This window comes from Halostagnicola sp. A-GB9-2 (assembly GCF_030068615.1).
Taxonomy (GTDB): Archaea; Halobacteriota; Halobacteria; order Halobacteriales; family Natrialbaceae; genus Halostagnicola.
In genome coordinates this window covers 1-26,747 of the sequence record NZ_JASJOC010000021.1, presented here as the reverse complement: position 1 = coordinate 26,747, position 26,747 = coordinate 1, and the positions used below count along the sequence as shown (strand labels likewise).

Below are 26,747 nucleotides of genomic sequence, written 5' to 3'. Positions count from 1 at the left end.
AGTTGCGTAGCGAAACGAGAGAACCATTATTTTTCACGTGTGCTCGGCGTGAGAATTCAGTTTGAAGTATCGGTCAGCACCGGTAGATACGGGTACGGATACAAGAGTTTATAATCCATGAGAGATTGTCTCTACCATGTGAGAAAGCGATATATTCCCACTTACAAATATACTAATGTAAATAAATGAGGTGCGTTCGAGGAGATACGAGAAAATCAAATGCGGTTTCACGACGTGGATCGAACGATGTTTTCCAACCGAATATCTCGAGAAACGGATCTACTCGAGACGGACGACGACGACGATGTCGATTTGTCGCGATCGATTCCTCTGTTCCCGTATCACGAGTACGGAACTCAGTAACGCCGAAGTCGTCTGTTTGCAGACTGATACTGTTCTAGAGAGGGCACGAAGCGAACAAAACAATGCGCCCGACCGGTTTCAACGCGTTGTTGACAAACCCAACTGATCCAACCGTTAGAAAGCCAAACACCGAGCCAAACGGTAGGTTATTCGTTTCGAACGGGTACTTCTCCGGCCGGAACGATCTCGCAGTCAGGCATTTCGGCTAAGAGCTCTTCGGGACCGGGCGGTGAATAGACCGCCAGCAGTTGGAGTGTTTCCCAGCCGGTGTTTTCCGTCCCATGTTCAACACCCTTCGGAATGTGAATCATGTCTCCCGGGCCCACATCCTGTTTGTCGCCGTCGACGGTTTGTTCACCGTTCCCGTTTATAACGTAGAGGGTTTCTTCGCTGTCCGGATGCGTGTGGAGATCGTGTCCGTTTCCCGGCTCGAGTTGAACGACGCCTGCGCTGAACCGCACCGAGTCGTTCACTTCGGGTGTTGCCATCCACTTGAGCGTTCCCCAGTCGAATACCTGTGTCGAGACATCCTCACTGCTGATGAACGAATTGTCTGCCATTTACACACACATATGTTCCGTGCAACATCTTAATTGTATCCCACCGGTAGCGTCTGAGGAGTCCGTCAGCAAACGGATTCTGGCGCTACAGCGGTGGAACAGCTACTGATTCGGCGCGGATGCTCACTCTTCGTGGTCATCTAATCCCGTCCTGACGACGGGATGGGGAGCGTCCAAAATCACCTCCCAAAATACGTGTCGAGCGCAACTTGTTTTCGATCTCGGCTATCCGTTCCGTTATACGTTCGAACACAATTCATAAGCTAACCCAAACATTGAATACTGTTCCCCTGATTCATAGGGATGAATTATGGCGTTCACTCGAGAAAAATCCATTTCGCGACTACGAGCGACGATCGCTGATAACGAGCCGATAATCGGCGCGGGTGCCGGTACCGGCATTTCGGCAAAGTTCGCTGAGCGTGGCGGTGTCGACCTCCTGATCATCTACAACTCCGGTCGCTATCGGATGAACGGACGGGGATCACTAGCCGGGTTACTTCCCTACGGCGATGCGAACGAAATCGTCCTCGAGATGGGTCACGAAGTCATTCCGGTCGTCGAGGATACCCCGGTATTGGCCGGCGTCAACGGGACTGATCCGTTCCGCCAGATGGACGTCTTTATCGAGGATCTCAAGCGTCGGGGCTTTTCCGGAGTACAGAATTTTCCGACCGTTGGACTCTTCGAGGAAGAGAGTCGGTTCCGTCAGAACATCGAAGAAACCGGCATGGGATACGATAAGGAAGTCGATATGATTCAGGAGGCCGCAAGCCAGGGAATGCTGACGTGCCCGTACGTATTCACGACGGAACAGGCCCGCCAAATGGCCGAGGCTGGTGCCGATGTCATCGTTTCGCATATGGGACTAACGACCTCCGGGGACATCGGAGCCGAGACCTCGCTCGACCTCGACGAAGCTGCCGACCGCGTTCAGGACCACCACGACGCGGCCAGGGATATCAACGAAGACGTCATCGTCATCTGCCACGGTGGCCCGATCGCCTGGCCGGACGACGCCCAATACGTGCTGGACAACACCGAAGGAGTCGCCGGCTTCTTCGGCGCCTCGAGTATCGAACGGCTTGCGACAGAGGAAGCGATTCAGGAACAGACCCGCGAATTCAAGGAAATCGAGATCTAGCATGGCAGTGGTCATCGTCGGAACGTTGGACACGAAAGGCGAGGAGATCGGATTCGCTAGAAACGTCATCGAATCCCGGGGCGTCAGCGTTCACATTGTCGACGCTGGCGTAATGGGGGCCCCACAAATCGAACCGGACACGCCGGCCAGCGAAGTCGCCGACGCAGCTGGCACTACTCTCGAGCATCTTCGAGACGATGTCAACCGCGGCGAGGCAATGGAGACGATGGGCGAGGGTGCTGTCGCCGTTGTGCAGCGCCTGTACGAGGACGGTGTTCTCGACGGCGTATTCGGTCTCGGTGGATCGGGGAACACGTCGATCGGGACGACGGCAATGCGATCGTTACCCGTCGGCGTTCCCAAACTGATGGTCTCGACGATGGCTTCAGGTGATATCGAACCCTACGTCGGTGCGACGGACGTGATGATGATGTACTCCGTTGCGGACATCGAGGGTCTCAATCAACTCTCACAGCAGGTCATCGCCAACGCGGCACTCGCGATGGTCGGGATGGTCGCGAACGACCCGGACATCGAAATCGAGGACAGACTCACGATCGGCATCACGATGTTTGGCGTTACGACCGCCTGTGCCCAGGCCGCGCGAAAGTATCTCGAGGAAAGGGGATACGAGACGATCGTCTTCCACGCGACAGGTACCGGTGGCCGAGCGATGGAGAACCTCGTTCACCAAGGCATAATCGACGGGGTCTTGGACATTACGACCACGGAGTGGGCAGACGAACTGGTCGGCGGCGTACTGAGCGCCGGCTCAGATCGACTCGATGCCGCAGCCCAAGCGGGCATCCCCCAGGTGGTCTCGACGGGTGCGCTCGATATGGTTAATTTCGGCCCGCGTGAGACGGTTCCCGAGGAGTTCGAGGGGCGTCAATTCGTTGCTCACAACCCGCAGGTGACGCTGATGCGAACGACGTCGGAGGAAAACGCCGAGTTGGGCGCGATTATCGGGGAAAAACTCCGGAAATCGACGGCGCCAACGGCCCTGTATCTTCCGCTCAAGGGCGTTTCGGCGATCGACATCGACGGTGAGGAGTTCCACGATCCAGCCGCGGACGAGGCGCTGTTCGACGCGCTCCGAGATACCGCGGGCGAAGCGGTCGAGGTCGTCGAGCGCGAAACCGACATCAACGACGAAGATTTTGCACTAGCCATGGCAAAGAAACTCGACGAGTATTTGACCGAGACGGAGGAACCGGAAGCCGACTAACGAACAGGGAACAAAACGGTGAGTCATAGGGTCGGTTGTCAGTCATTTCCGGCCATTCGACACCGCGCTCTGGCAACGAACCGGTAAACAGGGACAACCGACCCTATCAAACGTGGTACTTGTTTAGTTCTATTACGTTTGCCGTGTTACAGAGTTGGTCGACGAACTCGTTTGTCTCCCAGTTGTCGTCGATTCGCGCTGTCGGTGCCGAAATACTGATTGCGCCGATAACGTCCGAGTTGAATCTAATCGGTGCCGCAATACATCGGAGCCCCGCAATTCGCTCCTCATCGTCGACCGCAAAGCCACGCTTTCGTGTTCGATCTAATTCGTCGAGGAGTTCGTCTTTCGTCGTTATCGTTTGTTGTGTTGCTAGCGGGAGACCGTGCTGATCGATGATTTCATCGACACGCTCCGACGGTAACTGCGCTAAAATCGCTTTGCCGAAGGCGGAGTTGTGCATGTGGTGGTTACAGCCGATATACGTGTCGAGATCGACGGCCTGATCGCCTTTTGATCGGGCCAGGTAGACACCCTTTCCACCTTCTTCGACTGCCAAATGCACTAGCTCTCCGGACGTGTCGGCTAACTCCCGTACTTTTGGCTCGGCAACTTTGTAGATGGGAGTTCTATTGCGTATTTGCCCGCCAATATCTAAAAACTTGAGACTGAGAACATACGTCTTTGACTCTTGGACGACATATCCGTGCTCTTCGAGCGTGCTTAAATGATTGTGGGCTGCACTCTTTCCCATATCGAGTTCGTTCGCTAACTCCGTGACCCGGGCGCCTCCTAGTCGGTTGAGCGCTTCTATAACCTCCAGTGATTTGGCAGTAGTACGCACGGGGTGTTTGGCTCTTTTTCCCATATGACATACACTCTCTCCCAAGAACATTAAACCTTATTCTATAATAGAAAACAATACGCCCCGAACTTGAGTAATATTTCACCAGACCCGTGCTATTTCCTAATGCGATCATATATAGAATAATACATATTGGGAAAGATCAATCAATCATCTCAAACGGCATTCGTCAACGGTTTGGGAAGGGATTGTGTACTCAATTAGGTGTGCTATATAAGTCACCGAATACTATTGGTTCTCCTCACAGTTCACCAGTCAGTTTTCTATTTCACAACAAGAATCCATTACGGAGGTTCATCGGCTGAAAGACGCCAGCAACTGGAACGGACCATCTCTCTACGAAGACCGACTAACACGTCGGTTGGGAAACTCCCGTATCGAGTACGCGCGATATTTCGGATGGAGTCCGTGATTTTCGGGTCGGCCACGGAAACACGACAAGCCATCCGTTCGACAGACGCTACCTTCTCGTTTTTCGGCCCTCTCGAAATAGAGAACACTAGTATCCAATAACGATAGTTCGATAGCTCTCGACGAAGAGAGACTGTAACGAGTCGTCCCTTGACACCCATATGTATGTAAGACTTAAGGGTTCGAACAGTCGGAAATATTCTCGTAGTCAACGTTCAGATCGTTCTAACATAGAGAATGTATTCCTAAGAAGGAGGCCCTAAAACAGAGTGCATATCGAACAAACGCGCCGTTGCGCCCACGGTCGTGCGTGTCAAGAGAAGACTCGTTAGGGGTATCGAGAGTGCGTTATCTGGAGATCTGAAGTGTCCGACTAGATACTTCGTCGAACCGATGAACGAGCCAGCTAGTGAGGGCAGATAAGAGAACGAACAACAGCCGTTGTTTGCGTGTCTGTGTATGGACGACGCTGATCGAGATGGCGATTCGTCCGGGGCAAAGCCGAGCACTCCAGCCTTTCGAAGCCGACCGACAAACAACTATACGAGAAGATCGACTCGAGCGACGGGACCCGGTCGCTCCCGGTGGATCGTGTCGAAGTCAGATCGGAGAACGCGGCGGTCGAGCGGAGAACACACCCCGTCCGATCGAGAACGTGAACGACGTATTGGTCGCTCGCCGGTCGGAGTTGATCCCGCTTTCGTCGGTGACGACGCCCAGGTGGGTGAGGGCTGGGTAAAAGCCGGTCCGCTGTGTCGTACCGTTGCAGTTGGCCCGCTGGCGTGATCAGACGGCCAGATACCGAAGACGAACGTCGTCGTCTGCAACGAGTTCTTCGGAGCTCCCCTGATACACGATCGACCCGTCGTCGAGGATATAACACCGATCGGCTACCTTGAGAGCGGCGGTCGAGTTCTGTTCGACCAGCAAAATCGTCGTTCCCGTCTCCGCGATCCGTTCGATCGAATCGAGGACGGACTCGACGATCTGCGGAGCGAGTCCTTCCGTCGGTTCGTCCATCAGTAACAGGTCGACGTTCGGGAGTTTCAGCGTTCGGGCGATAGAGAGCATCTGCTGTTCTCCACCGGAGAGCGTTCCCGCGTACTGTTCGCGTCGTTCTTCGAGTCGCGGGAAGAGTTCGTAAATTTCCTCGTCGTTCATCCCTGATTCGTCCTCAACCGGCATATCGCGAAGGATCGTGTTCCAATCCTGTCGGGAGATGTCCGGCATCCGCAAGTTTTCTTCGACGGTAAAATCGCCGAATACTCGCCGTTCCTCGGGAACGATAGCGATCCCGTTCATCACGATGTCTTCCGGGGAATTTCCGACGATATCTTCCCCTCCAAAGGCGATACGACCAGCCGACACTTCCGGAGGGGTCGCGCCGATAATACTTCGCAACGTCGTCGTTTTCCCCGCTCCGTTTCGGCCCAGGAGCGTTACGACCTCGCCTCGCTCGACCGTCAACGAGACACCCCGGAGGATGTGACTGGGGCCGTAGTGTGAATGGACATCGTCCAGTTCGAGCAAGCTCATTGTTTCACCCCGCCGAGGTACGCTTCCTGTACTTCCGGGTGTTCCCGTATCTCGCCTGGCGTCCCTTTGGCGATTATTTCTCCCCTGTTTAACACGACGATTCGGTCAGCGAGGTCGAAGACGAGGTCCATATCGTGTTCGATCATCACGGCACCCATCGTTCGTTCCTCCTGAATGGACTTGATCAACTCCGTCGTCGCCTGCGTCTCTTCAGGAGACATACCCGCCGTCGGTTCATCCATAAATATCAACCGCGGATCGTTAGCCATGGCGACAGCCAACTCCAGTCGGCGTTTGTCTCCGTAAGAGAGCGATCCCGTGTCCATGTTCCGGTCGGCAACGAGGTTGAACCGCTCGAGCAACGCTTGCGCTCGCTCGGTTACCGCCGGATAGGCATCGAGACGTCGAAAGAAATTCACCCGGAACGATCCTTGTTCAGCCGCGAGCGCGGCGACTTTCACGTTCTCTTCGACTGTCAGGTTGGTGAATAACGACGCCGTCTGGAAGGAGCGACTGATGCCGGCCTGGGTTATCTCGTGTGGATCACTGCCGGTTACGTCGGTCCCCTCGAAGAGGACTTCGCCCGAGGTCGGCTCGAGCATGCCGGTAACGAGGTTCACGAAGGTCGTTTTCCCGGCTCCGTTCGGTCCGATAACACAGACCAGTTCTCCTTCGCGTATCGAGACGGATACGTTGTCGACTGCAGTTAATCCGTTGAACGATTTCGTCAGCTCTCTCGTTTCGAAGAATGTCATGAGTCGTTCCACCTGCGAGTTAGTCCGCGGAGTGATTGACCGATCTTTCCGACAATTCCCCACAGGCCCTGTGGGAAGGCCCAGACGACGACGGTAAACAGGGTCGTGAGTATCAGGAACCAGTACGGTCCGACGATCGGGAATCCATCGACGACCCCGCGGACGTACACGTAGAGGATCGCTCCGAGGATCGGTCCGAACACGGATCCCAATCCGCCCAGGACGGTCATAATAACCACCTCGCCGCTGATGAGCCAGTAAAGCGATTCGACGGAGACGAACACCGTGTGAATCGTATACAGGCTACCGGCGACCCCGGCGAACACGGCAGAGAGGATGAAGGCCATGAACTTGTACCGCCAGACGTTGATGCCGATGAACGCCGCTCGCTGTTCGTTTTCACGAAGCGACCGAAATACGAGCCCGTACGGGGACTTGACGATTCGCGTCGCGAGAACGACGGCGAAGACGAAGAACACCGCGACGAAGAGGTAGAGATGATCGTACCACAACGTCCCGAGTACTCCGGGGAGCGGTTGATTGAGATTGATGAACCCCGCTACCGGTTCGACCTGAACGTAGATGAACCCGTTGTAGCCGCCGGTGATCTCCTGTAGTGGGGACACGGCGAGGAAGTACACGAACTGGCCGATCGCGAGCGTCAGAATCGCAAAGTAGACCGCGTGGCGTCGAAGCGCGATGTATCCGACGACCGCCGCGAGGACGAGCGCGAAGACGATGCCGGCGATGACCACCAAGAATGGGTCGCCCGTCACGTAGTAGCTGAACAGACCGGCGGCGTACGCACCGCCTCCCCAGAACACGGCGTGTCCGAACGACAACAGCCCGGTCTGGCCCAGAAGCAAGTCGAATCCGATCGCGAATATCCCCCAGATGAGGACGGTGACGGCCAACGACTGGTAGCCGCCGACTGCACTCGTAATCGGGGCGCGAGCGAAGAGCCACGACCAGAGAAGCACGAAGACGGTCGTCGCAACGAAAATGAACGACTCCGTTCCTTTGATTTCGTCCCAGTACTCCCAGCTCAGGGTTGGCTTCCCGATGCTGAGACGTCCGGTTACGTCGCGGAGGCTCACATTTCCACCCCCGTCGAACCGAATAGTCCCTCTGGCCAAAGCATGATTATCACGATCGCCACAAGGTATATGCTAGCTTCCATTCCCTGCGGGTAGACGGAGTTGGCGGTCGCCCACGCTAACCCGAAGAGCGTGCCCGCTACGATCGTTCCCTTGATACTTCCCATCCCGCCGGCGACGACGACGAGAAGCGCGGGAATAAGGATCTCGACACCGAGTTCGTGGTTAATTGCGAATATTGTCCCGCCCAGAAGTCCCGCGATTCCCGCGTACGCCGCGCCGATTCCAAAGACGAACGCGTACGGGCGGTTGACCTTGATACCGAGCAGTTGCACCATCTGAGCGTCCTGGGTCGCCCCTCGGACGACGAGTCCGAAGTCTGTTCTCTTGTAGAACAACAGTAACGCGCCCATCAGGATGACCGTAATGAGTATTACGTAAAACCGCCATCGTGAAACGGTTCCGATACCCGGTAAGGCCAACGGCCCGCTAGCCCAGCCCGGTCTCGAGATGGTTTGGCCCCCAGTGCCAAAGAGGATCGCCATTAGCTCTTGGGCCATAAAGAGGAGGCCGAACGTGATCAGTATCTGATCGACGACATTGCGATCGGAAAGCGGTCGAACCACGTACTTCTCGAGTACTAGTCCGATTCCGAAGACGATGATCGGCGTCAGTATTATCGCCGGAACGAGCCCCCAGCCGAGGCCGAAGGTGGAGAATCCGGCGGACTCGAGTACACCGCCGACTTCCGGTTTGCCGATGATGACGAGAGCGATGTACGCTCCGAAGAGATACAACGCCGCGTGTGTCATATTCGCAAAGTCAAGCGTTCCCATCGTGATCGAAAGACCTGTCGCGACCAGGATGTACACCGCTGCGACGCTCAATGTCAGAAACAGGAACGAAAGTGCTGATTCAATCATGGCCTTAGTAACATGTTATTAGTCGAGACAGCAAGCGAGTATCATTAGTCACCGTGATCCCCCAGATCGACATCCGCAGCCGGGCCTTCGTCACAGCCATACGTAGTAACGTCTTGGGGAGCCTCCTCGACGAGTTCGACGTACAGGCCGGTTTCTTCCTGTTCTTCCTCGGAGAGACCACGTACCACCGGAACCATCCGATGGGCCTGGTGATCACACTCTCGCATATGGGCGTCTCCGACCCCCGTATGGTCGTACTCGTAGTCCTCCAGTTCGCGAATGACCTCCGGTGGATTGAACGTATCGGCTCGCTCGACTGCCTCCGCGTACAGAAGGACGTTCTCGTAGACCAACTTCGCGGCGAACCCGGGCGTCTCGTCGAATCGATCTTCGTACTCCTCGACGAACGCCTGTGAGTACTCGTCGTCCCGTTCGGCGTTCCAGTCGGTCGTCCCGTACACTCCTTCGATGTGTTCGCTCGCCGGCTCGAGCGAGAAGTTACTCATCGTCGTGACGACGATCTCCATCTCGTCTTTCAGCCCCCTATCCGAGGCCTGTGACAGCGCGTTCGTCAGCGCATCCCCGAACGTCGACAGGATGACGACGTCCGCATCCGAATCCATCGCGCTACTGAGGTGTGCGCTGTAATCAGTTTCACCCTCCGGAATCGACTGTGCACCGACTTCGGTCCACCCTGCCTCTTCGAGGTTTTCTAACATCGATTCCCGCCCGGTGATGCCGAACGAATAGTCGAGGTAGATCTGGTAAAAGTCCAAGTCGTCACCCAATTCGTCGGGGAGGACGTCCGCGACACCAGCACCGAGCATATAGGTTGGCGCAGCCGTCCGGAAGCTGTATCGGGTCGCGTGCTCTCCGGTAATCAAGTTCGACGTGGACAGGTTGACCATGTACGGAACGCGTTCCTGCTGGGCCACCTCTTGGAGCGTCTCGGCAACGCCGCTCGAGACACCGCCGGTCCACATCTGAATGTTGTCTTGTTCGATCATCCGTTGAACGTTTTCTCTGGACGCTTCACCATCGCCAGCGCTATCAGCCGTCGTTCCCTCGACTTCGTACTCTAGGACTCCATCGCCGGAGAGATCGTCCCACATATCGACCCAGCCACCACCCTCGTTGAGATGATCGAGCGCCATCTCGAAGGCGTCGAATTGGACGACGCCGTCGGGTGCCAAAATCCCGCTCTGTGGCGCATTCAACCCAAACGTAACGGTATCCCCCTCTGGTGGATAATTTCCGAGATCTGGATCTTCGTCCCCCAAACAGCCGGCCATCCCAACGATGCCAGCCGTGCCGACAGCACCGGTCTTTCGTAGAATATCTCGTCTACTCGAGTCTGTGTTCTCATTCCGCATACCAATGATAAGGGAACCATCAAATATAATTGTATGGGTGGGTATCGTATTTCCTGTTTTAAATTAAGTACATTCTGATATAACATATAATTGGGCGGCTGATGTGGGTTTTGAAACGCAAGGGGACGAAGTAATCACTGGGAACAAATTCAAGAGATATCGCCCGAGTCGGCGGTTCAGGGTACGACACGTAAATAGTGGTGCAGAGTACGGCATGTGAGGCAGTGATGGTTCCCACTACTCGATCGCTCGACGGATCGACGGTCGCACTCCAACGCGTTCGAGTCCATTCCAAAAACGGAAAATTCGAACGTGGTTGCTCGCTTTCCTACTCGCCACTTTCCACGACGACGTCTCCCGACATCGTGTCGGGATGTGGTTCACACAGATACTCGGTCATCTCCTCGCTTGCGACGAATTCGACCCTCTCCGTCTCGCCCTCGTCAATTATCCCGTCGGTCGAGACGAGCGATTCTCTCTCGTCGTCGAGCACTGCGAAGTTGTGGAATACCCCGTCGGTGTTGGTCCATTCGACGGTGTACTCTTCGTCCGCTGCCAGTGTGAGAGTCGGGTTCTCCTCGCCGTCGATTTCCTCCGGGGCGACGCCGAGCCAGTGGTCGAACTCGCCCTCGAGTTCGATCACCTCGTCCGAATCGATTACGTCTGCCGGAACGTCCGCTTCGTCATCCTCGTCTTCCAGTTCGAGGTGTTGAACGATGCGATCGTAGACCAACTCGAGCCCGCCCTCCGCGGCATCGCCGGACTTGACGAGCGACACGTCGTCGAACCAGGCGGTTCCGGTCGATTCGCCCCACCCACCGAACAGAGCGTTAATGGTCAATTCATCGTTGCCACCGCTATCGAACGTTCCCTCGACTTCCGTCCAATCGGTATCGCCGTCGACCGCGTCGGTCAACGAATCTTGGCCGATTTCGTGAGCGTTGAACTGCGCACCGTACCCCGTCCCCGCATCGAGGTCTTCGGTTCTGATCCATCCGCTGAGGGTGTACTCGGTGTTTGGCTCGACGGAAACCGTTTGGCTCCACGAGATATCGGCACCGTCGTCGGAATCGATTCGGGCGCTGTAGTCGCCGCTGTTGGCCGTCGAATCGTCGTGTGAGAACTCACCGCTTCCACCCCAGGTGCTCGTTTCCCAGTCGTCGGGACTATCGTTGTCAGCATCCTCGAAGGACGGGTTGCTGAGCAGGTTCGGCATATCGTCCTCGTCGTCTTCATCGTCATCATCGTCGTCACCAATCTCCGCTTCGTACGTGGTAACGAATCCATCAGCGTGCTGGGAACCGCCGGACGACGCCGCATCAATCAGCAGGGTATCTTCGGCGTTGTCCCCCGTGTTGATCACATCGAAGATCCGCTCACCGACCTCGAACGACTCGGGCACCTCTGCGAGTTTGAGAAGCGCCCACATCTGCACGCGTTGGTCGTCGTCGTTCAACACGTCGTTCTCGAGGATAGCTTCGCGCGTCGCTTCCGAACCCGGCAAGACCCGGACCGCGTTCAGGCGGACCCCGTCCGACGGATGGGTCAGGGCATCCTCCGCGGCGGCCAGCGCCTCGGCATCCGTCTCTTCGGCCAGGAGGCCGAGCCCGTGAAGCGTCCAGAGCGCGTGAATTGCGCCCGGGTTGAGCCCTAGCTCGTCCTGACCGTCGTCAGCAATCAGGTCGACAAGGTCGTCGACGACGTCGTCCTCACCGCGTTCGACCAGAAGCCGCTGGGCGGTGAGTCGCCAGAACATGTTGTCGTCCGTCAGCGCATCGACCAGTTCGTCCGAGTCGGCGTCGCTCAAATCCTGCGGTTGGGTTTCGTTGTCCTCGCCGTAGGTGACGCGGTAGAGCCGAGAGTGGGAATGGTCGCGCAGATCGGTTTCGTACGCGTTGCCGTCGCCCGTCTCGTACCCGTCCGGTGTGGGGTTGTGTTGGAAGACGTAATTGTACCAGTCGATGTACCACACCATTCCGTCGGGCCCGACGTTTGCGTACGTCGGGGAAACCCACTCGTCGTTACTGCTTACGAGGTTGTTGTGGTTGACAGCCGTGTACCCCGCGCCGTCCTGTTCGAGGAAGAACGTTGCCAACAGTTGGCCGGTCCCTTCGCCGACGAAACCGGTCTGGTTCCAGTACTGTTCGGGATACTCGCGTGCGGTGTAGATTTCGTGATCCGTCGCCGCCGTGAAGCCACCCTGTTGGTCGACTTGCCGCACTCGGTCGTGAATCGGCAAGATTCGATTGTCGTCGTCGGTTCTACTGTAGTTTTCGTCGAGGATACTGGGGATGTCGTTCGCCGAAAACCCGTTGACCAGGTCGTAGTACCGTTCCGGAATGGCCGAGTACGCGGTCGGATGCGTCCCGCTGGTCGCGGCGGAGACGAAAAGGAGCCCTTCCTCGCTGAAATCGAGCCCCGCCGTGTTCGTCGGCAAGTCACCGATGTGCTCGAGTTCGGAGCCGTCGGGTCTGAATCGGAAGATCGACTGACCGAAGGAATGGTCTTCGTCGCCAACGGTACCGTCGAATCCCGCGTAGCCGACGGCGCCGTACACCCAGTTGTCGATGCCGTAGACGATCTGGTTGAGCGAAGCGTGGGTGTCCCAGGTTCCGAATCCGGAAAACAGCGTTTCCTCGACGTCAGCAACGCCGTCTCCGTCCGTGTCCCCGAAGTAGACCACTCGGCCCTCGTCGTGGTTCTCCTCTATCTCCGAGACGATCACGCCGTCTTCGTACGGTGTCAGACTCAGGGGGATGGAGAGGCCGTCCTTGAAAACGGTGAATTCGTTGGGCTCACCGTCGCCGTCCGTATCGTCGCAGACCAGGATTTTGTCTTCCCCGTTACCCGCATCGTTCGGATAATCGGCGGTAAGGGAGATCCAACAGCGTCCTCGAGCGTCGAACGCCATATCCAGGATGTTGCCTTCCAGATCGCCGGGGAGCGTTTCTTCGCTCACGTAGTGGTCGATATCGAACTCGGCGTTCGTGATCGTATGAGAGAGTGACTCCGAAACGTCGAGCGGGTGTTGCATCCGAGACCACGAATCGTTCTCGAGGACTTCTTCCGGCGGCTCGCCGGGTCCGTAGAACGGAACGTCCGCCTCGACGAACTCCAGTTCGTCCAGCACGCGGGTGTCGTCGGCGATCGTGTCTTCGTTGCCCGTCGTCCAGCGAATCGCGTTTTCTATCTTCTGCTTGAAGCCGTTCGTCTCCCAGACGCCCTCGTCGTGGCCCCAGGCGGTGTAGAAGACCCGACCGTCTCCCTGCTCGCGAACCCAGGTAAAGGGCTCTTCCTCGTCGTCCTCGTAGTCGCCGCCGGCACCGTGGGCGAGGACCTCGATATCGTCGTTCAAGTTCATATGCCTGTACGTTTCCTCGACAGCTTCGATTTCCTCGACGCCGTCAAAGACCGGATGGTCCGGCTGGATGCGATCCGTTGTCATCTCTTCGAGTCCGTGCCACTCGAACTGTCCGCCAACGAGTTCGATGAAGCGGTCCGACCCGGTGAAGGAGGCGGAGGCGCTGTGTACGGGAACGAAGCCGCCTCCGTCTTCGACGAAGTCGATGACGGCATCCTCTTGTTCGTCGGTCATCCCGAGGCGGTTTCCGTACAGCATCAATGCGTCGTAATTGCTGAGCGTCTCCGGATTGAGGTCGTCCTGTCGTTCGGTATAGGCGACTTTGATCCCTCGGTTCAGCAAGTACGGCGTGAGCTCGACGACGAGGTCTTCCGAAAAGTGGGCGGCCCCGTCCTCGACGCCACCGAGGTAGAGGACCTGAATCCAATCGTCGGGAATCGGATCTTCGGGTTCGCCGATCTCTATGGACCCTCTCATCTCGTCGGGGTGAGAGCCACAGTGATATTCGACCATCTCCTCGGTCGCCGTGAACTCGACGGTCTCCGTTTCGCCCGCTTCGGCGGTCCCTTCGGACGCGAGAAGCTCGCATCCCTCGTCGTCGATAATCGTGAAATTGTGGTGGGACCCGTCGGTATTCGTCCACTCGAGGGTGTACGTTTCGCCCGCAACCAACGAAAGGGTTGGATTTTCCTCGCCTTCTATCTCAACCGGCGAGACGCCGATCCACCTATAGGTGTACTCTTTACCTGTTGGCGGGCCAGCATGGTCCGGCGGTCCTCCGCCATTTGCGTGGTCTGGTGGTCCGGCGTGGTCCGGTGGCCCTCCGCCATTTGCGTGGTCTGGCGGGCCAGCATGGTCCGGCGGCCCGGCGTGATCCGGCGGACCGCCGGCGTAACCGTCGTCCTTTTTTATCGCCTCGAGTTCGATTTCGTGTCCACTCTGTGCACCAACCTGTCCGGTGATGCCGGTGAGCCCAGCGAGACCAAGGCCGCCCGTCGCCCGCATGAACAGCCGCCTGTTGAGGCTAACCGGTAATTCGCCGCTATCTCTGTCTGTCATGTCAACACACACCACTCCAATCCAGACAGGAATATAAATAATTACCGAAAGTTAGTGATTGGTGTAGATTTCCTTGCACTTTCGGACGAGTCAGCGAACGAAACGCCTCCCGAGCGCGGATCCAAACCACCTACTCGAGAGCATTTCCCGGGTAGTGCCGGGAGAAACAGTTGCCGGGAGGACGGGAGCCGGACAGCGGTACTCGCTAAACCAGACGAGCCGAAATATCGAGAAAGGGTAGAGAGGGACAGTTAGCACAGATACCGAAAGAATACCCCACACTCTCAGCAATCTCATCGCGAATGTCTTAGATAAGTATTCATGCGTCTGCTTTATTCCGTTCATAGTAGATGTCCTCGATTTTTGAAATAGAAAACGACTCGCGGATCGCCGGCGATCGATCGACCGTGTTGATCCGCAGAAGGCGTTTCGCCAGCGTCAGAACGAATCAGCGCTCGACGGCTGGAAGCGTAACGGCCGACCTGTGACTCTCCGTTCTCGCGCTTCGATCGAGTTCGATTCGAATCGGTCGATTTCCGCCGAAATGATCGTCGAGGCATCGAACGCCTCTTTTTCGGACCTCCCGCAGTCAGCATCGTCAACGAGTTCTCTCGTTCCACATGTTTGTAACGAACGCCCCATAGATTACACGAATACATTTGTAATAATCCGTGCCAAATTCGATGTGGCGTTCTGAGATAGGGAACAGAGAGTATCCGGCGGTAATTCCGATTGTCCGGACCGACGGGCATCCCCTCGGTTCCTTTCGCCGGTGATATTACAGTACGTAGTACTACTTGTTCTCCAGATCAGAACGCATATCGACGGGTCATAACTCGGCCGCAGTAACACGAGTTCGGCAGGTCCATCGATCCGTCTAACGGTTCTCCGTGAAAATCCTCGTCCACCGATCGGATCGTGAGACGCAATAGCGCGACGACGTTACGCGGAGCGTTTGCGTTGGTTCTCGGTTACGCCCAGTACACTTCGTCGGGACTCGTTTCGAAGACGGCACGATTGAGGACGTCTATCGCTTTTTCGAGTCCTTCGCGCGAAGACGTGAGCGAGTCCTCGTGTTCGATAGAGAGCGCGCCGTCGTACCCAACCATGCGAAGCGTCGAGACGACAGCTTTCCAGAATTCCTCGCCGTGGCCGTACCCAATCGATCGGAAGAGCCACGATCGGTCGATCTCCTCGGTGTATGGGGTCGTATCGAGAATCCCTTTTTCGCGGACATTGTCGTCGTACACTTTGGTATCTTTGGCGTGGAAGTGATGGATTGCGTCCTCCCGTCCGAGTTTTCGAATCGCGGACTCGATATCTATGCCCTGCCAGAGCAGGTGTGACGGATCGACGTTCGCGCCGATCCGATCGTTCGTTCGTTCGCGAAGTTCGAGCAACCCGTGCGGTTCGTACACGAGCATATTCGGATGCATTTCGAGGCCGACGTCGACGCCGTGATCGTCGGCGTACGCCGCGATGTCGCTCCAATAGGAGTCGGCCACTTCCCACTGATACTCGAGCGCTTCGAGGTGTTCGCCCGGCCACGGAGCCGTGATCCAGTTCGGAACCGAATCTTCCGGCCCGCCGGCGGGCAACCCCGAGAACGTCGTGACGGTGTCGACGTCGAGTTGATCGGCCAATCGGATCGCGCTTCGGAGTTCTTCGTCAGCCTCTCGTGTACGGTCTTCGTCCGGGTGCAACGGATTGTTGTGGGTGGCCAGTGCGGACACGTACAGGTCGTGTTCCTCGAGGCGCGAGCGCAGAGTGGCTTGTGCGTCCGAGTCGTCGAGATACTCCTGAGCGGGAAGGTGATCGTCGCCGACGAAACCGCCGCATCCGAGTTCGACGGCACCGACGTCGCGGTCGGAGAGGTACGCCAGGCAGTCTTCGAGCGATTCATCAGCGAGTGCAACCGTCAGGACACCTACATCCATGAACAAAAAATGACCGCAAACGTATAAAAAGATTCGTACCGGAATCGTTTAACGTCTGACTCAGTGTGCGATAATCGGTGCGTTCGGGTCTCGAGCGTGTAACCACGAAACCGCGCTCCGACGGCGGCTTCGAGTCGGTTCCCCGAACGTTTCGACCAGCCAACTTATATACGAAGGTCCGTCTTAGTCTCCAACGGCCGATGAAAAAGACAGCTAGTAATCCGGAAACCGGCGATTGGGCCGAACACGACGTCGCGTATTCGGACGGTGTCGCGATCGAAGCGCCCACCCACACGCGTGTGCTCGTTTCGGGGATTATCTCGGGCGAACCCGGTCTTGAAGCACAGACCAGGGACGTCTTGGACAACATAGCGGACATCGTCGCAGAGTTCGGCGGGAGCATGAAGGATGTCGTTCGCGTTCGGGTATACATCAAAGAACCGTACATGAACGAAGAAGCTCTGGAAACGGTTCACGACGTCCGTCACGAGTTTTTTGTCCGGGAACACTACCCTGCGAGTACGCTCGTCGAAGTCAACGCGCTGGTAGACGAGACATCCGTGATCGAGATCGACGCGGATGCGATCATCCCTGACACCGAGTGGGAGACCGAAGCGATATAGAGGCCAGTGCTCGCGCCCGGATCGACTGATACTGCCGGCTGTACGTCGTTCATAGTTCTCGTCGCCCCGGGGATGCGAAAATCTTCACGGAGGTACAGCCGGCAGTATGAGAAACAGTTTCGTCGTTCCGAGACCCCAAAGCGACGACTGGGATGAGGCGTTCGAACCGTCATATCGACGACCTGAATGGAGCGTTCGAACCGTCACATCGGCGACGTAATAGCACGTATAGTCAGGGACACCGTCCCCATCGAAACCGCCAGAAACGGAAGAGCACAGCGTGTGCCCCTTGTTCACCGGTCCGACTGTGCACAAGATTTAATTGGACCGGGGTTGACCCACTGTTTAGAGATGTTTACAATTACCATGCCATTCGTAGACAATTGGTGGTGGTGAAATGACTATCGAGGCGTATTATCGCCCCGAAACGCTCGAGGAGGCGCTCGATCTGTCAGCGGAGTACCGATCGTCCCTCGACATCATTTCTGGGGGTACCATCGCCATGCCTGCGATCAACGAGGGCAAGACGTTTCCGGCCCGCGTGATGGACATTCGAGACCTGGATCTCGATTTCGTGGAATCGTCGAACGGAGAACGAACGCTCGGTGCAACGCTCACCCTGACGGGGGTTCTCGAGAAAATCGACGAGCCGTTTCTACGAGACGCCGCACGCCACACGGGCGGCTGGTCGATTCGAAACATGGGAACCGTCGGCGGGAATCTCTTTTCTCCGCCGCCGCTCGGTGATTTCGCCGTCGCCCTGCTGGCTCTCGATGCCGAGATCGAGGTCCAACAGCGGGACGAACAGCGGTGGATTTCCCTGTCGGAGTTCTACGCGGGTCCAAAATCGACCGCGATCGAGGCCGACGAGTTAGTCACGGCGGTTCGCCTTCCGCCGATCGATGGAGACACGACGTACACGAAGTACACCCGTAGCCAGGAGCCGGCTCGAGCGATAGTGACGGTCGCGGTCAATCTCGAGCGACAAGACGGCGTCGTCGAAACGGTCCGTATCGCACTGAACGGTGCCGGACCGCACCCCGTACGGATGCACGAAGCGGAGGACATCCTCGAGGGGGAACGTCTCGAACGCGACGCGATCGAACGGGCCGCCGAGGCGGCTGCCGAGGGAGCTGATCCGCCCGAGGATGCTATAGCGAGCGCGTGGTATCGTCGAAAGATGATTCGCCATCACCTCTCGAACGCGCTGTGTGAACTTCGCAACCAGGAAGAAACAAAATGAGTGGAAAAATCGTCGAATTAACGGTAAACGGGCGAACAGTCGAAGAGATCGTCGATCCGATGGAGCCGCTTCAGTCCGTTCTCAGAAACAAGCTCGGCAACATGGCAACCAAAACCGGCTGCAAACAGGGCGGCTGCGGGAGCTGTACCGTTCTCGTGGACGGCGAACCGATCGTGTCCTGTTTGCTTCCGGCCGAAGCCGCGGTCGGAACGGAGATCACTACGCTCGAAGGAATAACGCCGGACGACGGGTTAGCACCCGTTCAGGAAGCGTTCCGCGATCACTTCGCCATGCAATGTGGATACTGTACCCCCGGAATGATCATGACCGCCGAGGCGCTCTTAGAGCGGAACCCGGACCCCTCTCGAGCGGAAATCGAGGACGCGATTTCGGGAAACGTCTGCCGGTGTACGGGATACGACCCGATCGTGGATGCCATCGAAGCGGCTTCCGAGTCGATGAACGGCCAGGGGGATGACGGAGCATGAAGGAACTGCGCTCGGTCGGAACGTCGGTTCGCCGCCGAGACGGAGACGGCCACGTAACCGGCCAGACCGAATTCGTCGACGACCGGTCGTTTCCGGATTTGAAGCACCTTCACGTCGTCCGCAGTCCGGTTCCACACGCCGAGATCGAGGCGGTGGACACTTCCCAGGCAGAGGCGGTATCAGGGTTCGTCACCGCGCTGACTCACGAAGACGTTCCCAACAACATCTACACCATTTTGCGGCTGATCGACATCGGTCCGAACGAAGAGCCGCTCCTCGCCGAAGAAAGGGTCCGATACCAGGGAGAGCCTATCGCCGCGATTGTCGCCGACACCAAACGCGCCGCGATGGAAGCCGCGTCGAAGGTCGAGGTGGACCTGACGGAACTGCCGGCCGTGTTCGACGTCGAGGAAGCCCTAGAGCCCGACGCACCGACCTTGAAGGAGTGGGGAACGAACTACTTCGAGTACGAGGGACACGAGTGTCGGCGGGTTCGATACGGTGACGTCGAGAAGGGGTTCAAGGAAGCAGATCACATCATCGAAGAGCGCTACCAGACCAGTCCCATCGAGCAAGCCCCAACCGAAACAACCGCCGCCATCGCAAAACCCGAATCCAACGGCCGGTTTACGGTTTATACGAACACGCAGGCGCTGTATTTCTCGCTGGACAACACGGCGATGATCGTCGACGTTCCGTTCAGCAAACTCCAGTTTGTCGGCGGAACGGTCGGCGGCGGGTTCGGCGGGAAGGTCGACGTGATCGTCGAACCGCTGGCGACGCTGGCCGCCAAGAAAACCGGCTATCCGGTCCAGTACAAGTTCACGAGAGAAGAGGAGATGCAGGTCTCCTCACCCCGCGGAGCGTGGCGCATGTACTACAAGGATGGCGTCACCGACGACGGCGAAATCGTCGCCCGACAGGTCACCAGCTACGCCGACGCCGGTGCGTACAATCGTCACACTCCCTACGCCGTAACGAAACACGCCGCCAACGTCGGCGGACCCTACGACATTCCAAACGCCAAGTTCGACTGCTATTGCGTGTACACGACCAAACAGCCGAGCAGCGCTATGCGAGGCTTCGGCGTCACTCCCGCCTCGTTCGCCGTCGAAGGACAGATGGATAAAATAGCCGACGAGCTCGGACTAGATCGCTGGGAAGTGCGCTTTAAAAACGCCTATCAGAACGGCGATGTCACGCCCCACCGAAAGGAAGTCGAAGATGCAACGCTCATCGAAACGATGCAGTCAGCGGCCGAGATGGTGGGCCGCGACCTGCCGCCCGAATATGCGACGATGAGTTCTTTTAAAGAACAAGACAACGAGGGAGATAGCCGTGTCTAAACGTCGTGGAACCGGTCTCGCGACGGTCAACTATCCGACCGGCATGAACCTGGGCGGCGATCCCACCCAGGCGCTGATCCACAGCACCACCACGGGAAACTTCGTCGTCACCCTTTCGAGCACCGATCTGGGTCAGGGGTTGAAGACGGCCATGGCACAAATCGCCGCGGACGCGATGGGCGTCCCGGTCGACAACATCATCGTCGACACCGGAGATACGGACACCGGGCCACACTGTATGGGGACGTTCGCCAGCCGCGGGACGCACCGAGCCGGAAACGCCGTCATCGACGCCGCTGACGAGGCTCGAGACGTCCTCATGGAGGTCGCGGCCGAGGAGTTAGAAGCGGCACCAAGCGATCTCGAGCCTGACGGCGACGGAAACATCCACGTCCTGGGTGCGCCGGATCGCTCGATCAGCGTCATGGACGCGGCGATGGCCGCCCACTTCGAGCAGGGTCGAACCATCTCGGGGCGGGGCATCGGATTCAAACCGAAGAGCGACGTCGACCCCGAAACCGGCGAGATGGATCCTGACTCGACCGAAGCTCACGCGACCGTGGTGACGGAAGTCGAGGTGGATACCGAGACCGGCGAAGTGGACGTCCTCACGGTGAAGGCCGTCTACGAAATCGGGCAGATGGTAAACCCCGCACTGGTCGACGGACAGATTATCGGCGGCGCTTGGATGGGAATGGCACACGCGCTGTACGAAACCACGGATCCGTACTATCCCGACATCGATCACAAGCCGGGAAGCTTCGGCGAATACAGTCTTCCGGGGCCCAGCGAAGTCCCGGATATCGAGTACGAGGTGTTGGAGATACCGTCCCAGACCGGCCCGTACGGGGTGAAAGGAATCGGGGAAATGTCCGCGACTCCACCGATCCCGGCGATCGTCAATGCGATCAAGGACGCCATCGGCGTTCAGATCACGGAGATACCGGTAACTCCTGAGGTGGTACTCCGCGCGCTGGAGGACGAAAAAGAATCTTCGGAAGAACCCCCCGTCGCGGAGAATCGGGACGGAGGGGACGAACCGTGACGAGAATCGTCGACCTGACGGTCCCTATCGGGGAAGAGACGCTGAGCCCGCCGTCCGTAGACAAAAACCTCGAGTTGACAACGCACACGAAAGGGCCCGGGCATTGGCAGAGTAGCGAAGTGGATATGCTCCTTCACACGGGATCACACGTCGATTTCGAGCGACACACGGTAAAAGATGGAGAGACGGCGGCGGACGTTTCGCTGGACCGAGTCTGTGGCGATGCTTTCGTCGTCGACCTGAGCGAGACCGGTCCGAACGACGAAATTACGAAAGCGGCCGTGATGGAGCGGGCGGCCGACGTTCGTGACGGCGACATCGTGCTGATTCGAACCGATTGGACGGACAAAGCGTGGGGAGAGTATCCGACCTATTACGACGACTCACCCTACTGCGCGCCGGAGGCGGCCGAGTGGCTCGTCGACAACGGCGCGAAAGCCGTCGGATTCGATTGTTTCAGCGAGTATCCGGCTCGCCTTCCGGAATTCGACTCGGCGGATTTCCAGGTGCATAAGGTCATCCTCGAGAACGGTGCGATACTCATGCAACACCTCACGAATCTGTCCGAACTTCCCGCGGACGCTCGAGTTCCGTTTTACGGGCCGTTCATCAAGGTCGAAGGCGGGGAAGGCTCGCCCGCCCGGTTTTTCGCCGTGCTCGAATCGTGAGCGCTCGGCTTCGGTAACCAGGTTACCGTCGTGAGATTCACCGTCGTGAGGGCTACGGGTTGGAACGACTGCCGTTACACCGCCATCTTTAATATCTGTCTTGTTATTATATAACAAGCACAACATGACGTATCAACCGAGGGTACTCGTTTCCCAAGTGATTCCAGAGTCGACGGAAGACGTCTGGGAGACGGTCCGCGATTTCGGTCGTATCGACGAGTGGCATCCGGTCATCACCGACTGCACGCTCGAGGAAGACGGTCCGGGCGACCGTGTCGGGTCGGTCCGGAATTTCCAGGCGGGAGAGAAGACCGTTCGCGAACGCCTCGTCGCGCATTCGGATGCGGATCGATTCTATCAGTACACCATTCTCGAGGGCGGCGGGGCCAAGACCAACTATCACAGCGAGTTGCGGCTGATCCCGATCACCGAAACCGATCGGACGCTCGCGAAGTGGGTCGGGTACTTCGACGTCGAAGACGGCACCATGGACGACGCGAAGGAAAATCTCACCCCTGTCTTCACGGGAGGGTTGAATAATCTTCAGGAGCGCTTTTCCTGATCGAACACGTTCGCTGAGAACCGCAGCGACGAAAGGCGAAAATTCGCAACTGACTTGCTGACAAGCGGTCGCGGAAGACCGAAAGATCCCCGTAATGGGGGAGATTCCCCTCCGAGAGAGACGACTTCTCAGAGGGACGTCAACAGGCGAGCGATCGGATCGGTTCGATTGGAGTTTTACCAGTCAGAGTATTTTTGATGGTCGGGGTCGATACTACGGAAAATGGGTTCTCACGATCGGTCGTCGGCGTTTACCGACCTCACGGAGCAAGCTCTTCGAACGGTTCTCGACGAGACGGATTACGTCGCAGAAGACGATGTCGTGACGACGCTTTTGCTCACGCTCCGTCTCGGGAAACCCCTTCTCGTCGAAGGCGAGCCGGGGGGCGGCAAGACGGAACTGGGAAAGGTGCTCGCGGAAGGGTTCGACACAGAACTCATCAGGCTCCAGTGTTACGAGGGTTTGACAGCCGAGAACGCGCTCTTCGAGTGGAACTACACGAAGCAGCTCCTCTCCGTTCAGGCCGACGAGCGCGGTGTGACCGACGGCGAGACGGTCTTCGACGAAGCGTATTTATTGGAACGGCCGCTGTTGTGCGCGATCAACCAGGACGGAGAAACGCCGCCGGTGTTGCTCATCGACGAGGTCGACCGAGCCGACGAGGAGTTCGAAGCGCTCCTTTTGGAATTCCTGTCGGACTTTCAGCTGTCGATCCCCGAGTACGGGACGGTACGGGCCGAGACACCGCCGGTGGTGATCATCACGTCGAACAGAACTCGAGGGCTCAGCGACGCGTTGAAGCGACGGTGTCTGTTTCTCCACATCGGAACGCCGAACTTCGAGAAGGAACGGGAGATCGTCCGGCGCAAGGTCCCGGAACTCGACGGTGACACGGTCGCCGAACTCGTCGGCGTCACCCAGCGATTGCGCGATGAGACGCTCCTCAAGCAACCGGGTATCGCCGAAACGCTCGACTGGGCGCGCGCGATCGCCGAACTTCGAGAAGGCGATGATGACGGGCTTTCTCGGTCCGACATCGAACACACCCTCGGACTCTTGCTCAAGGAGGTCGAGGACACGAATCGCGTCGACAACGAGTTCGTCGAAACACTCCTATCGGCGGGCGAAAACGCACGGACCACCGGTGAGGAGCTGTGAACGACAGACGGACCGAACGTCCCGATCTGGATTTGGACGTTGACACGGCTCGAGATCGCATCCTATCGCACGTTACGACCTTCGTTCGAGACCTGCGACGCGCCGGCGCGGACGTCCCAGCGAACGCGGGGATCGACGCGATGCGGGCGCTCACGGTCGTCGGGTTCGGAGACCGGCAACGCGTTCGAGTCGCACTACGCACAACGCTCGTCTCTCGACGGACCGACACGGACGTTTTCGACGAGCTCTTCCCGCCGTTCTGGGAGCGGTTGACGAATCTGGCCGGTTCGGGGATCAGCGAACGTGAGCGCTCTCGAGGCGAGTCCGGACGGACAGCCACGTCGGCGGCGGAGAGCCCGCACCGATCCGACGACGTGTGCGACTCCGGGTCGCTCGGTTCGGATCCCGCAACCGACCGGACGGAGGATACAGGGGTGGAAAACTGGGGCGACGAATCCAACGAGACTGAGGACCGATCCGAACAGTCGTCGCACTCGAGTGATTCCCGCCGCCGTATCGATGCTGAAAACAGCGAGAACGACTCCGTTCGATCGACCGTATCGTCGTACAGTCGAACCGGCACCCCCGAACTGGTCGACGAGGCGGCTGTAGCCGACGCCGAACGGCTAGACGAGGCGGTACGAAAAATGACGCGTGCAATCGCGACACTTCGGGGCAGACAATGGGACCGCACGACCGGCGGCAACAGGGTCGACATGCGACGAGCGCTTCGGCGAAGCTTCGCCACGGGCGGAACCGTTGCCGATATTCCCCGCCACACTCGCCGGACGACGGGAGTGCGGTGTTTGCTACTGGTCGATGTCAGTCGATCCGTCCTCGATACGATCGATCGAGAATTCCTCCTTCGATTTCTCCGATCGGTGTCCGACGCGTGGCGAAGCGTCCGAATATTCTTTTTCGACACCAGCGTTCGGGAAGTCACCGCGCAGTTCCAGGCACAATCAACTGCCAACGCCGCCCGCGCACTACGGCGTGTGGAAACGGAGTGGGGCGGTGGGACCCGAATCGGTCACGCGATCGAATCGGTACGACGAACTCACCCGTACGCGGTCGACCGAACGACGACGGTCTTCGTGATCAGCGACGGCCTGGAGGTCGACGAAATCGACCGGCTCGAGGCGGGGGTCGCACGGCTCGCGCGCCTGTCGTCTGCCCTCCTGTGGTTGAACCCGTTGGCTGCATCCCCTATGTACGAACCGACTGCAGGGGGAATGGCCGTGTCTCTTCCGTACCTGGACGGACTGTTCGCTTTCACGGGTACCGAAGACATTGCGGAGATCGCTCGCCAATTGCGGCTCCACGGCCTCAGCACGAACGTAGGGTACCAGCACGATCAGCGGACTCGAAATTGTTGACTGTGGGGAGCGCTGCTTGTTGACGGTTCGAAGGCGGAGGTAGTATCGACATCGGTGCCGAACTATCACGAACTCACCTTCGTCTCACCACCTTCCTTACTGTTACCGATAGATGCAGAAACCTCATATGTCCGTCCGATTCGGTGTTAATATCAACTGGCAATCCATCACAAAGCACAGGTCAATCCACACAACAGTAGCTACCGGCGTCCGGACGAGGCGGAGTGTAATCTCTGGCTAACTCGGCTACTGAGAGTCAGTATTCGATTCCAACCAAATTGGATACATATTCGTCGTTCTCCCAGATTTCGTTTACTACCGTTATTTTTCGGAAAGGATCTTTCGGAGTAGTGCTTTCCAGTGAAATCATTAGAATTAACTGCCCACACGAGTACAACACACTAATGGAACATCTGAACGAACTTTCTCTCGAGGAACTTCAGGAAGCGCTCGAGGAGGTCGAGGGGAAGAAGCCGACGATGCGGCTGCTAGCGGCAATCGCGTACAAAAACGGGGTGACGCAGACTGAACTCGCTGAGTGGTACGACGTCGAACGCCGGACGATCTACAGTTGGCTCAAGCGCCTGGAGTCCGAGTCGCTTACCCAGGCCGTCATCGATGCGGATCGGTCCGGACGGCCTCGAAAGCTGACCGAAGAGCAACGCGAGCGGTTCGAACAAGCGCTCCACGAGACGCCGACAGCAGTTGGGTACGACGCGTCGGCCTGGACGCCCGAATTGACACAACGGTATCTCGAGGAAACGTACGATATCGAGTATTCGATCCCGAGCTGTCGGCGGCTGATGAAGGAAGCGGGACTGCGCTACGAGCCGGCACGGAAAACGAGTTCACAGTCCCACAGTGGGGATGGCGCATCGGACGGCCGCTCAAGACGCGGTGGCAGATGGACGCCATCGTAGGGTCCCGAAAGCGCTCGGGGCGAGCGAGAAGGGGGAGAGCGCCCAGATTTCGAATTGGTCGAGCCACTGTCCAAATCGATAGCAGGAACGGACGTACTACTCGAGTAACTAGTTCTGAAGAAGCTAAATACGAGTCCAAAGCATCACGTCGGTTGAGAGACTGTAGACGAACGAATTCGGGGACGAGTCCGTGGTCAGCGGTGTGACTCTCTCCGGTAGTCACAGTCGGGAATCCACACGCTCGTTCTATCGATGACAGTGGTATGTGCTAAACACTATATTGATACTGATACATCCGGAGAGCGGAACCGTTCAGTGTGTTTGATCCGAATGTATAGTTCTTTCCTGATGTTTTTCGGGTGGTCGAGCCGGTGGCCGACAGACAAAACGCGGGGCAACGACTCTCAATCATCTAGTATCCCGATTTGAGACGGGAGCACTCGTACGATAGTCGAAAACGGCGACGGACTTGTTCCGGCTGCGAACATCCTCCGTCGTTCGCTCTGCGAAGATTTGTTAGTCGGGACGCTGGTCCCGATCGCCGCTCGTGTCGATGCGTTCGCCGTCCTCCCAGACGTAGAACCCCTCGCCGGACTTCTTTCCGAGGTTGCCCGCCCTGACCTTCCGACGCAACGTCTGTGGCGGCTTGAACCGCTCGCCGAGTTCTTCACGGAGGTGTTCGGCGATGTGCAGTCGAACGTCGAGG

21 protein-coding genes and 1 pseudogene are annotated in these 26,747 nt (G+C 57.7%); 12 read left to right on the top strand and 10 right to left on the bottom strand.

Features of this window, described 5'->3' with window-relative positions; all coding sequences use genetic code 11:
- Positions 1-509 precede the first annotated feature (509 nt).
- On the bottom strand, positions 510-923 hold the full coding sequence (locus QNM96_RS22400) for a cupin domain-containing protein (RefSeq protein WP_283839029.1): 414 nt from the start codon (positions 921-923) through the stop codon (positions 510-512).
- A 310-nt stretch (positions 924-1,233) separates the two neighbouring features.
- Between QNM96_RS22400 and QNM96_RS22395 the strand changes: the two genes are divergently transcribed.
- Positions 1,234-2,067, top strand: a complete 834-nt coding sequence (locus QNM96_RS22395; RefSeq protein WP_283839028.1) for a phosphoenolpyruvate hydrolase family protein — start codon at positions 1,234-1,236, stop codon at positions 2,065-2,067.
- A 1-nt stretch (position 2,068) separates the two neighbouring features.
- Positions 2,069-3,295, top strand: coding sequence for a Tm-1-like ATP-binding domain-containing protein (locus QNM96_RS22390; RefSeq protein WP_283839027.1), 1,227 nt, complete (start codon positions 2,069-2,071; stop codon positions 3,293-3,295).
- Positions 3,296-3,401: 106 nt separating this feature from the next.
- Here QNM96_RS22390 and QNM96_RS23020 read toward each other — a convergent pair whose 3' ends face one another.
- The 8 genes from QNM96_RS23020 to QNM96_RS22345 form a co-directional block, all read right to left on the bottom strand.
- Complete coding sequence (locus QNM96_RS23020) at positions 3,402-4,163, bottom strand: IclR family transcriptional regulator (RefSeq protein WP_345782567.1); 762 nt, start codon at positions 4,161-4,163, stop codon at positions 3,402-3,404.
- A gap of 1,194 nt (positions 4,164-5,357) precedes the next feature.
- Complete coding sequence (locus QNM96_RS22375; protein WP_283839026.1) at positions 5,358-6,107, bottom strand: ABC transporter ATP-binding protein; 750 nt, start codon at positions 6,105-6,107, stop codon at positions 5,358-5,360.
- Entirely contained in the window at positions 6,104-6,862 is a 759-nt protein-coding gene (locus QNM96_RS22370) for an ABC transporter ATP-binding protein (protein ID WP_283839025.1), read from the bottom strand. The genes QNM96_RS22375 and QNM96_RS22370 overlap by 4 nt, the downstream gene beginning before the upstream one ends.
- A complete protein-coding gene (locus QNM96_RS22365) occupies positions 6,859-7,959 on the bottom strand; it encodes a branched-chain amino acid ABC transporter permease (protein WP_283839024.1) in 1,101 nt (366 codons plus the stop codon). Before QNM96_RS22365 ends, QNM96_RS22370 begins: the two co-directional genes overlap by 4 nt.
- On the bottom strand, positions 7,956-8,882 hold the full coding sequence (locus QNM96_RS22360; RefSeq protein WP_283839023.1) for a branched-chain amino acid ABC transporter permease: 927 nt from the start codon (positions 8,880-8,882) through the stop codon (positions 7,956-7,958). The genes QNM96_RS22365 and QNM96_RS22360 overlap by 4 nt, the downstream gene beginning before the upstream one ends.
- A gap of 44 nt (positions 8,883-8,926) precedes the next feature.
- Positions 8,927-10,255 carry an ABC transporter substrate-binding protein gene (locus QNM96_RS22355; RefSeq protein WP_283839022.1) on the bottom strand — a complete coding sequence of 443 codons (1,329 nt, stop codon included), beginning with the start codon at positions 10,253-10,255 and terminating at the stop codon, positions 8,927-8,929.
- A 328-nt stretch (positions 10,256-10,583) separates the two neighbouring features.
- Positions 10,584-14,675: a PVC-type heme-binding CxxCH protein gene (locus QNM96_RS22350; RefSeq protein WP_283839021.1), complete on the bottom strand. Its 4,092-nt coding sequence runs from the start codon at positions 14,673-14,675 to the stop codon at positions 10,584-10,586.
- A 971-nt stretch (positions 14,676-15,646) separates the two neighbouring features.
- Entirely contained in the window at positions 15,647-16,612 is a 966-nt protein-coding gene (locus QNM96_RS22345) for a sugar phosphate isomerase/epimerase (protein WP_283839020.1), read from the bottom strand.
- A gap of 200 nt (positions 16,613-16,812) precedes the next feature.
- Here QNM96_RS22345 and QNM96_RS22340 point away from each other — a divergent pair, with 200 nt between their 5' ends.
- The 10 genes and pseudogenes from QNM96_RS22340 to QNM96_RS22295 all read left to right on the top strand — a co-directional run.
- Positions 16,813-17,235, top strand: a complete 423-nt coding sequence (locus QNM96_RS22340; RefSeq protein WP_283839019.1) for a RidA family protein — start codon at positions 16,813-16,815, stop codon at positions 17,233-17,235.
- Positions 17,236-17,632: 397 nt separating this feature from the next.
- Positions 17,633-18,478, top strand: coding sequence for a xanthine dehydrogenase family protein subunit M (locus tag QNM96_RS22335; protein ID WP_283839018.1), 846 nt, complete (start codon positions 17,633-17,635; stop codon positions 18,476-18,478).
- Positions 18,475-18,966 (top strand): 2Fe-2S iron-sulfur cluster-binding protein, encoded by a 492-nt coding sequence (locus QNM96_RS22330; protein WP_283839017.1) that lies wholly within the window; start codon positions 18,475-18,477, stop codon positions 18,964-18,966. Before QNM96_RS22335 ends, QNM96_RS22330 begins: the two co-directional genes overlap by 4 nt.
- The gene (locus QNM96_RS22325) at positions 18,963-20,312 is read left to right on the top strand and encodes a molybdopterin cofactor-binding domain-containing protein (RefSeq protein ID WP_283839016.1); all 1,350 of its coding nucleotides are present in this window, start codon (positions 18,963-18,965) and stop codon (positions 20,310-20,312) included. The genes QNM96_RS22330 and QNM96_RS22325 overlap by 4 nt, the downstream gene beginning before the upstream one ends.
- Positions 20,305-21,357, top strand: a complete 1,053-nt coding sequence (locus QNM96_RS22320) for a molybdopterin cofactor-binding domain-containing protein (protein WP_283839015.1) — start codon at positions 20,305-20,307, stop codon at positions 21,355-21,357. Before QNM96_RS22325 ends, QNM96_RS22320 begins: the two co-directional genes overlap by 8 nt.
- Positions 21,354-22,025, top strand: a complete 672-nt coding sequence (locus tag QNM96_RS22315) for a cyclase family protein (protein WP_283839014.1) — start codon at positions 21,354-21,356, stop codon at positions 22,023-22,025. Before QNM96_RS22320 ends, QNM96_RS22315 begins: the two co-directional genes overlap by 4 nt.
- 124 nt (positions 22,026-22,149) lie before the next feature.
- On the top strand, positions 22,150-22,587 hold the full coding sequence (locus QNM96_RS22310) for an SRPBCC family protein (RefSeq protein ID WP_283839013.1): 438 nt from the start codon (positions 22,150-22,152) through the stop codon (positions 22,585-22,587).
- 222 nt (positions 22,588-22,809) lie between these two features.
- Positions 22,810-23,745: a MoxR family ATPase gene (locus QNM96_RS22305; RefSeq protein WP_283839012.1), complete on the top strand. Its 936-nt coding sequence runs from the start codon at positions 22,810-22,812 to the stop codon at positions 23,743-23,745.
- Entirely contained in the window at positions 23,742-25,121 is a 1,380-nt protein-coding gene (locus QNM96_RS22300; RefSeq protein ID WP_283839011.1) for a VWA domain-containing protein, read from the top strand. The genes QNM96_RS22305 and QNM96_RS22300 overlap by 4 nt, the downstream gene beginning before the upstream one ends.
- Positions 25,122-25,525: 404 nt before the next feature.
- Positions 25,526-25,978: pseudogene (locus QNM96_RS22295) on the top strand (helix-turn-helix domain-containing protein); the annotation flags it as partial.
- A gap of 579 nt (positions 25,979-26,557) precedes the next feature.
- On the opposite strand, the gene QNM96_RS22290 reads toward QNM96_RS22295, so the two are convergent.
- On the bottom strand, positions 26,558-26,747 hold a 190-nt coding region (locus QNM96_RS22290; protein ID WP_283839010.1), incomplete at its 5' end, for a 3-hydroxyacyl-CoA dehydrogenase family protein.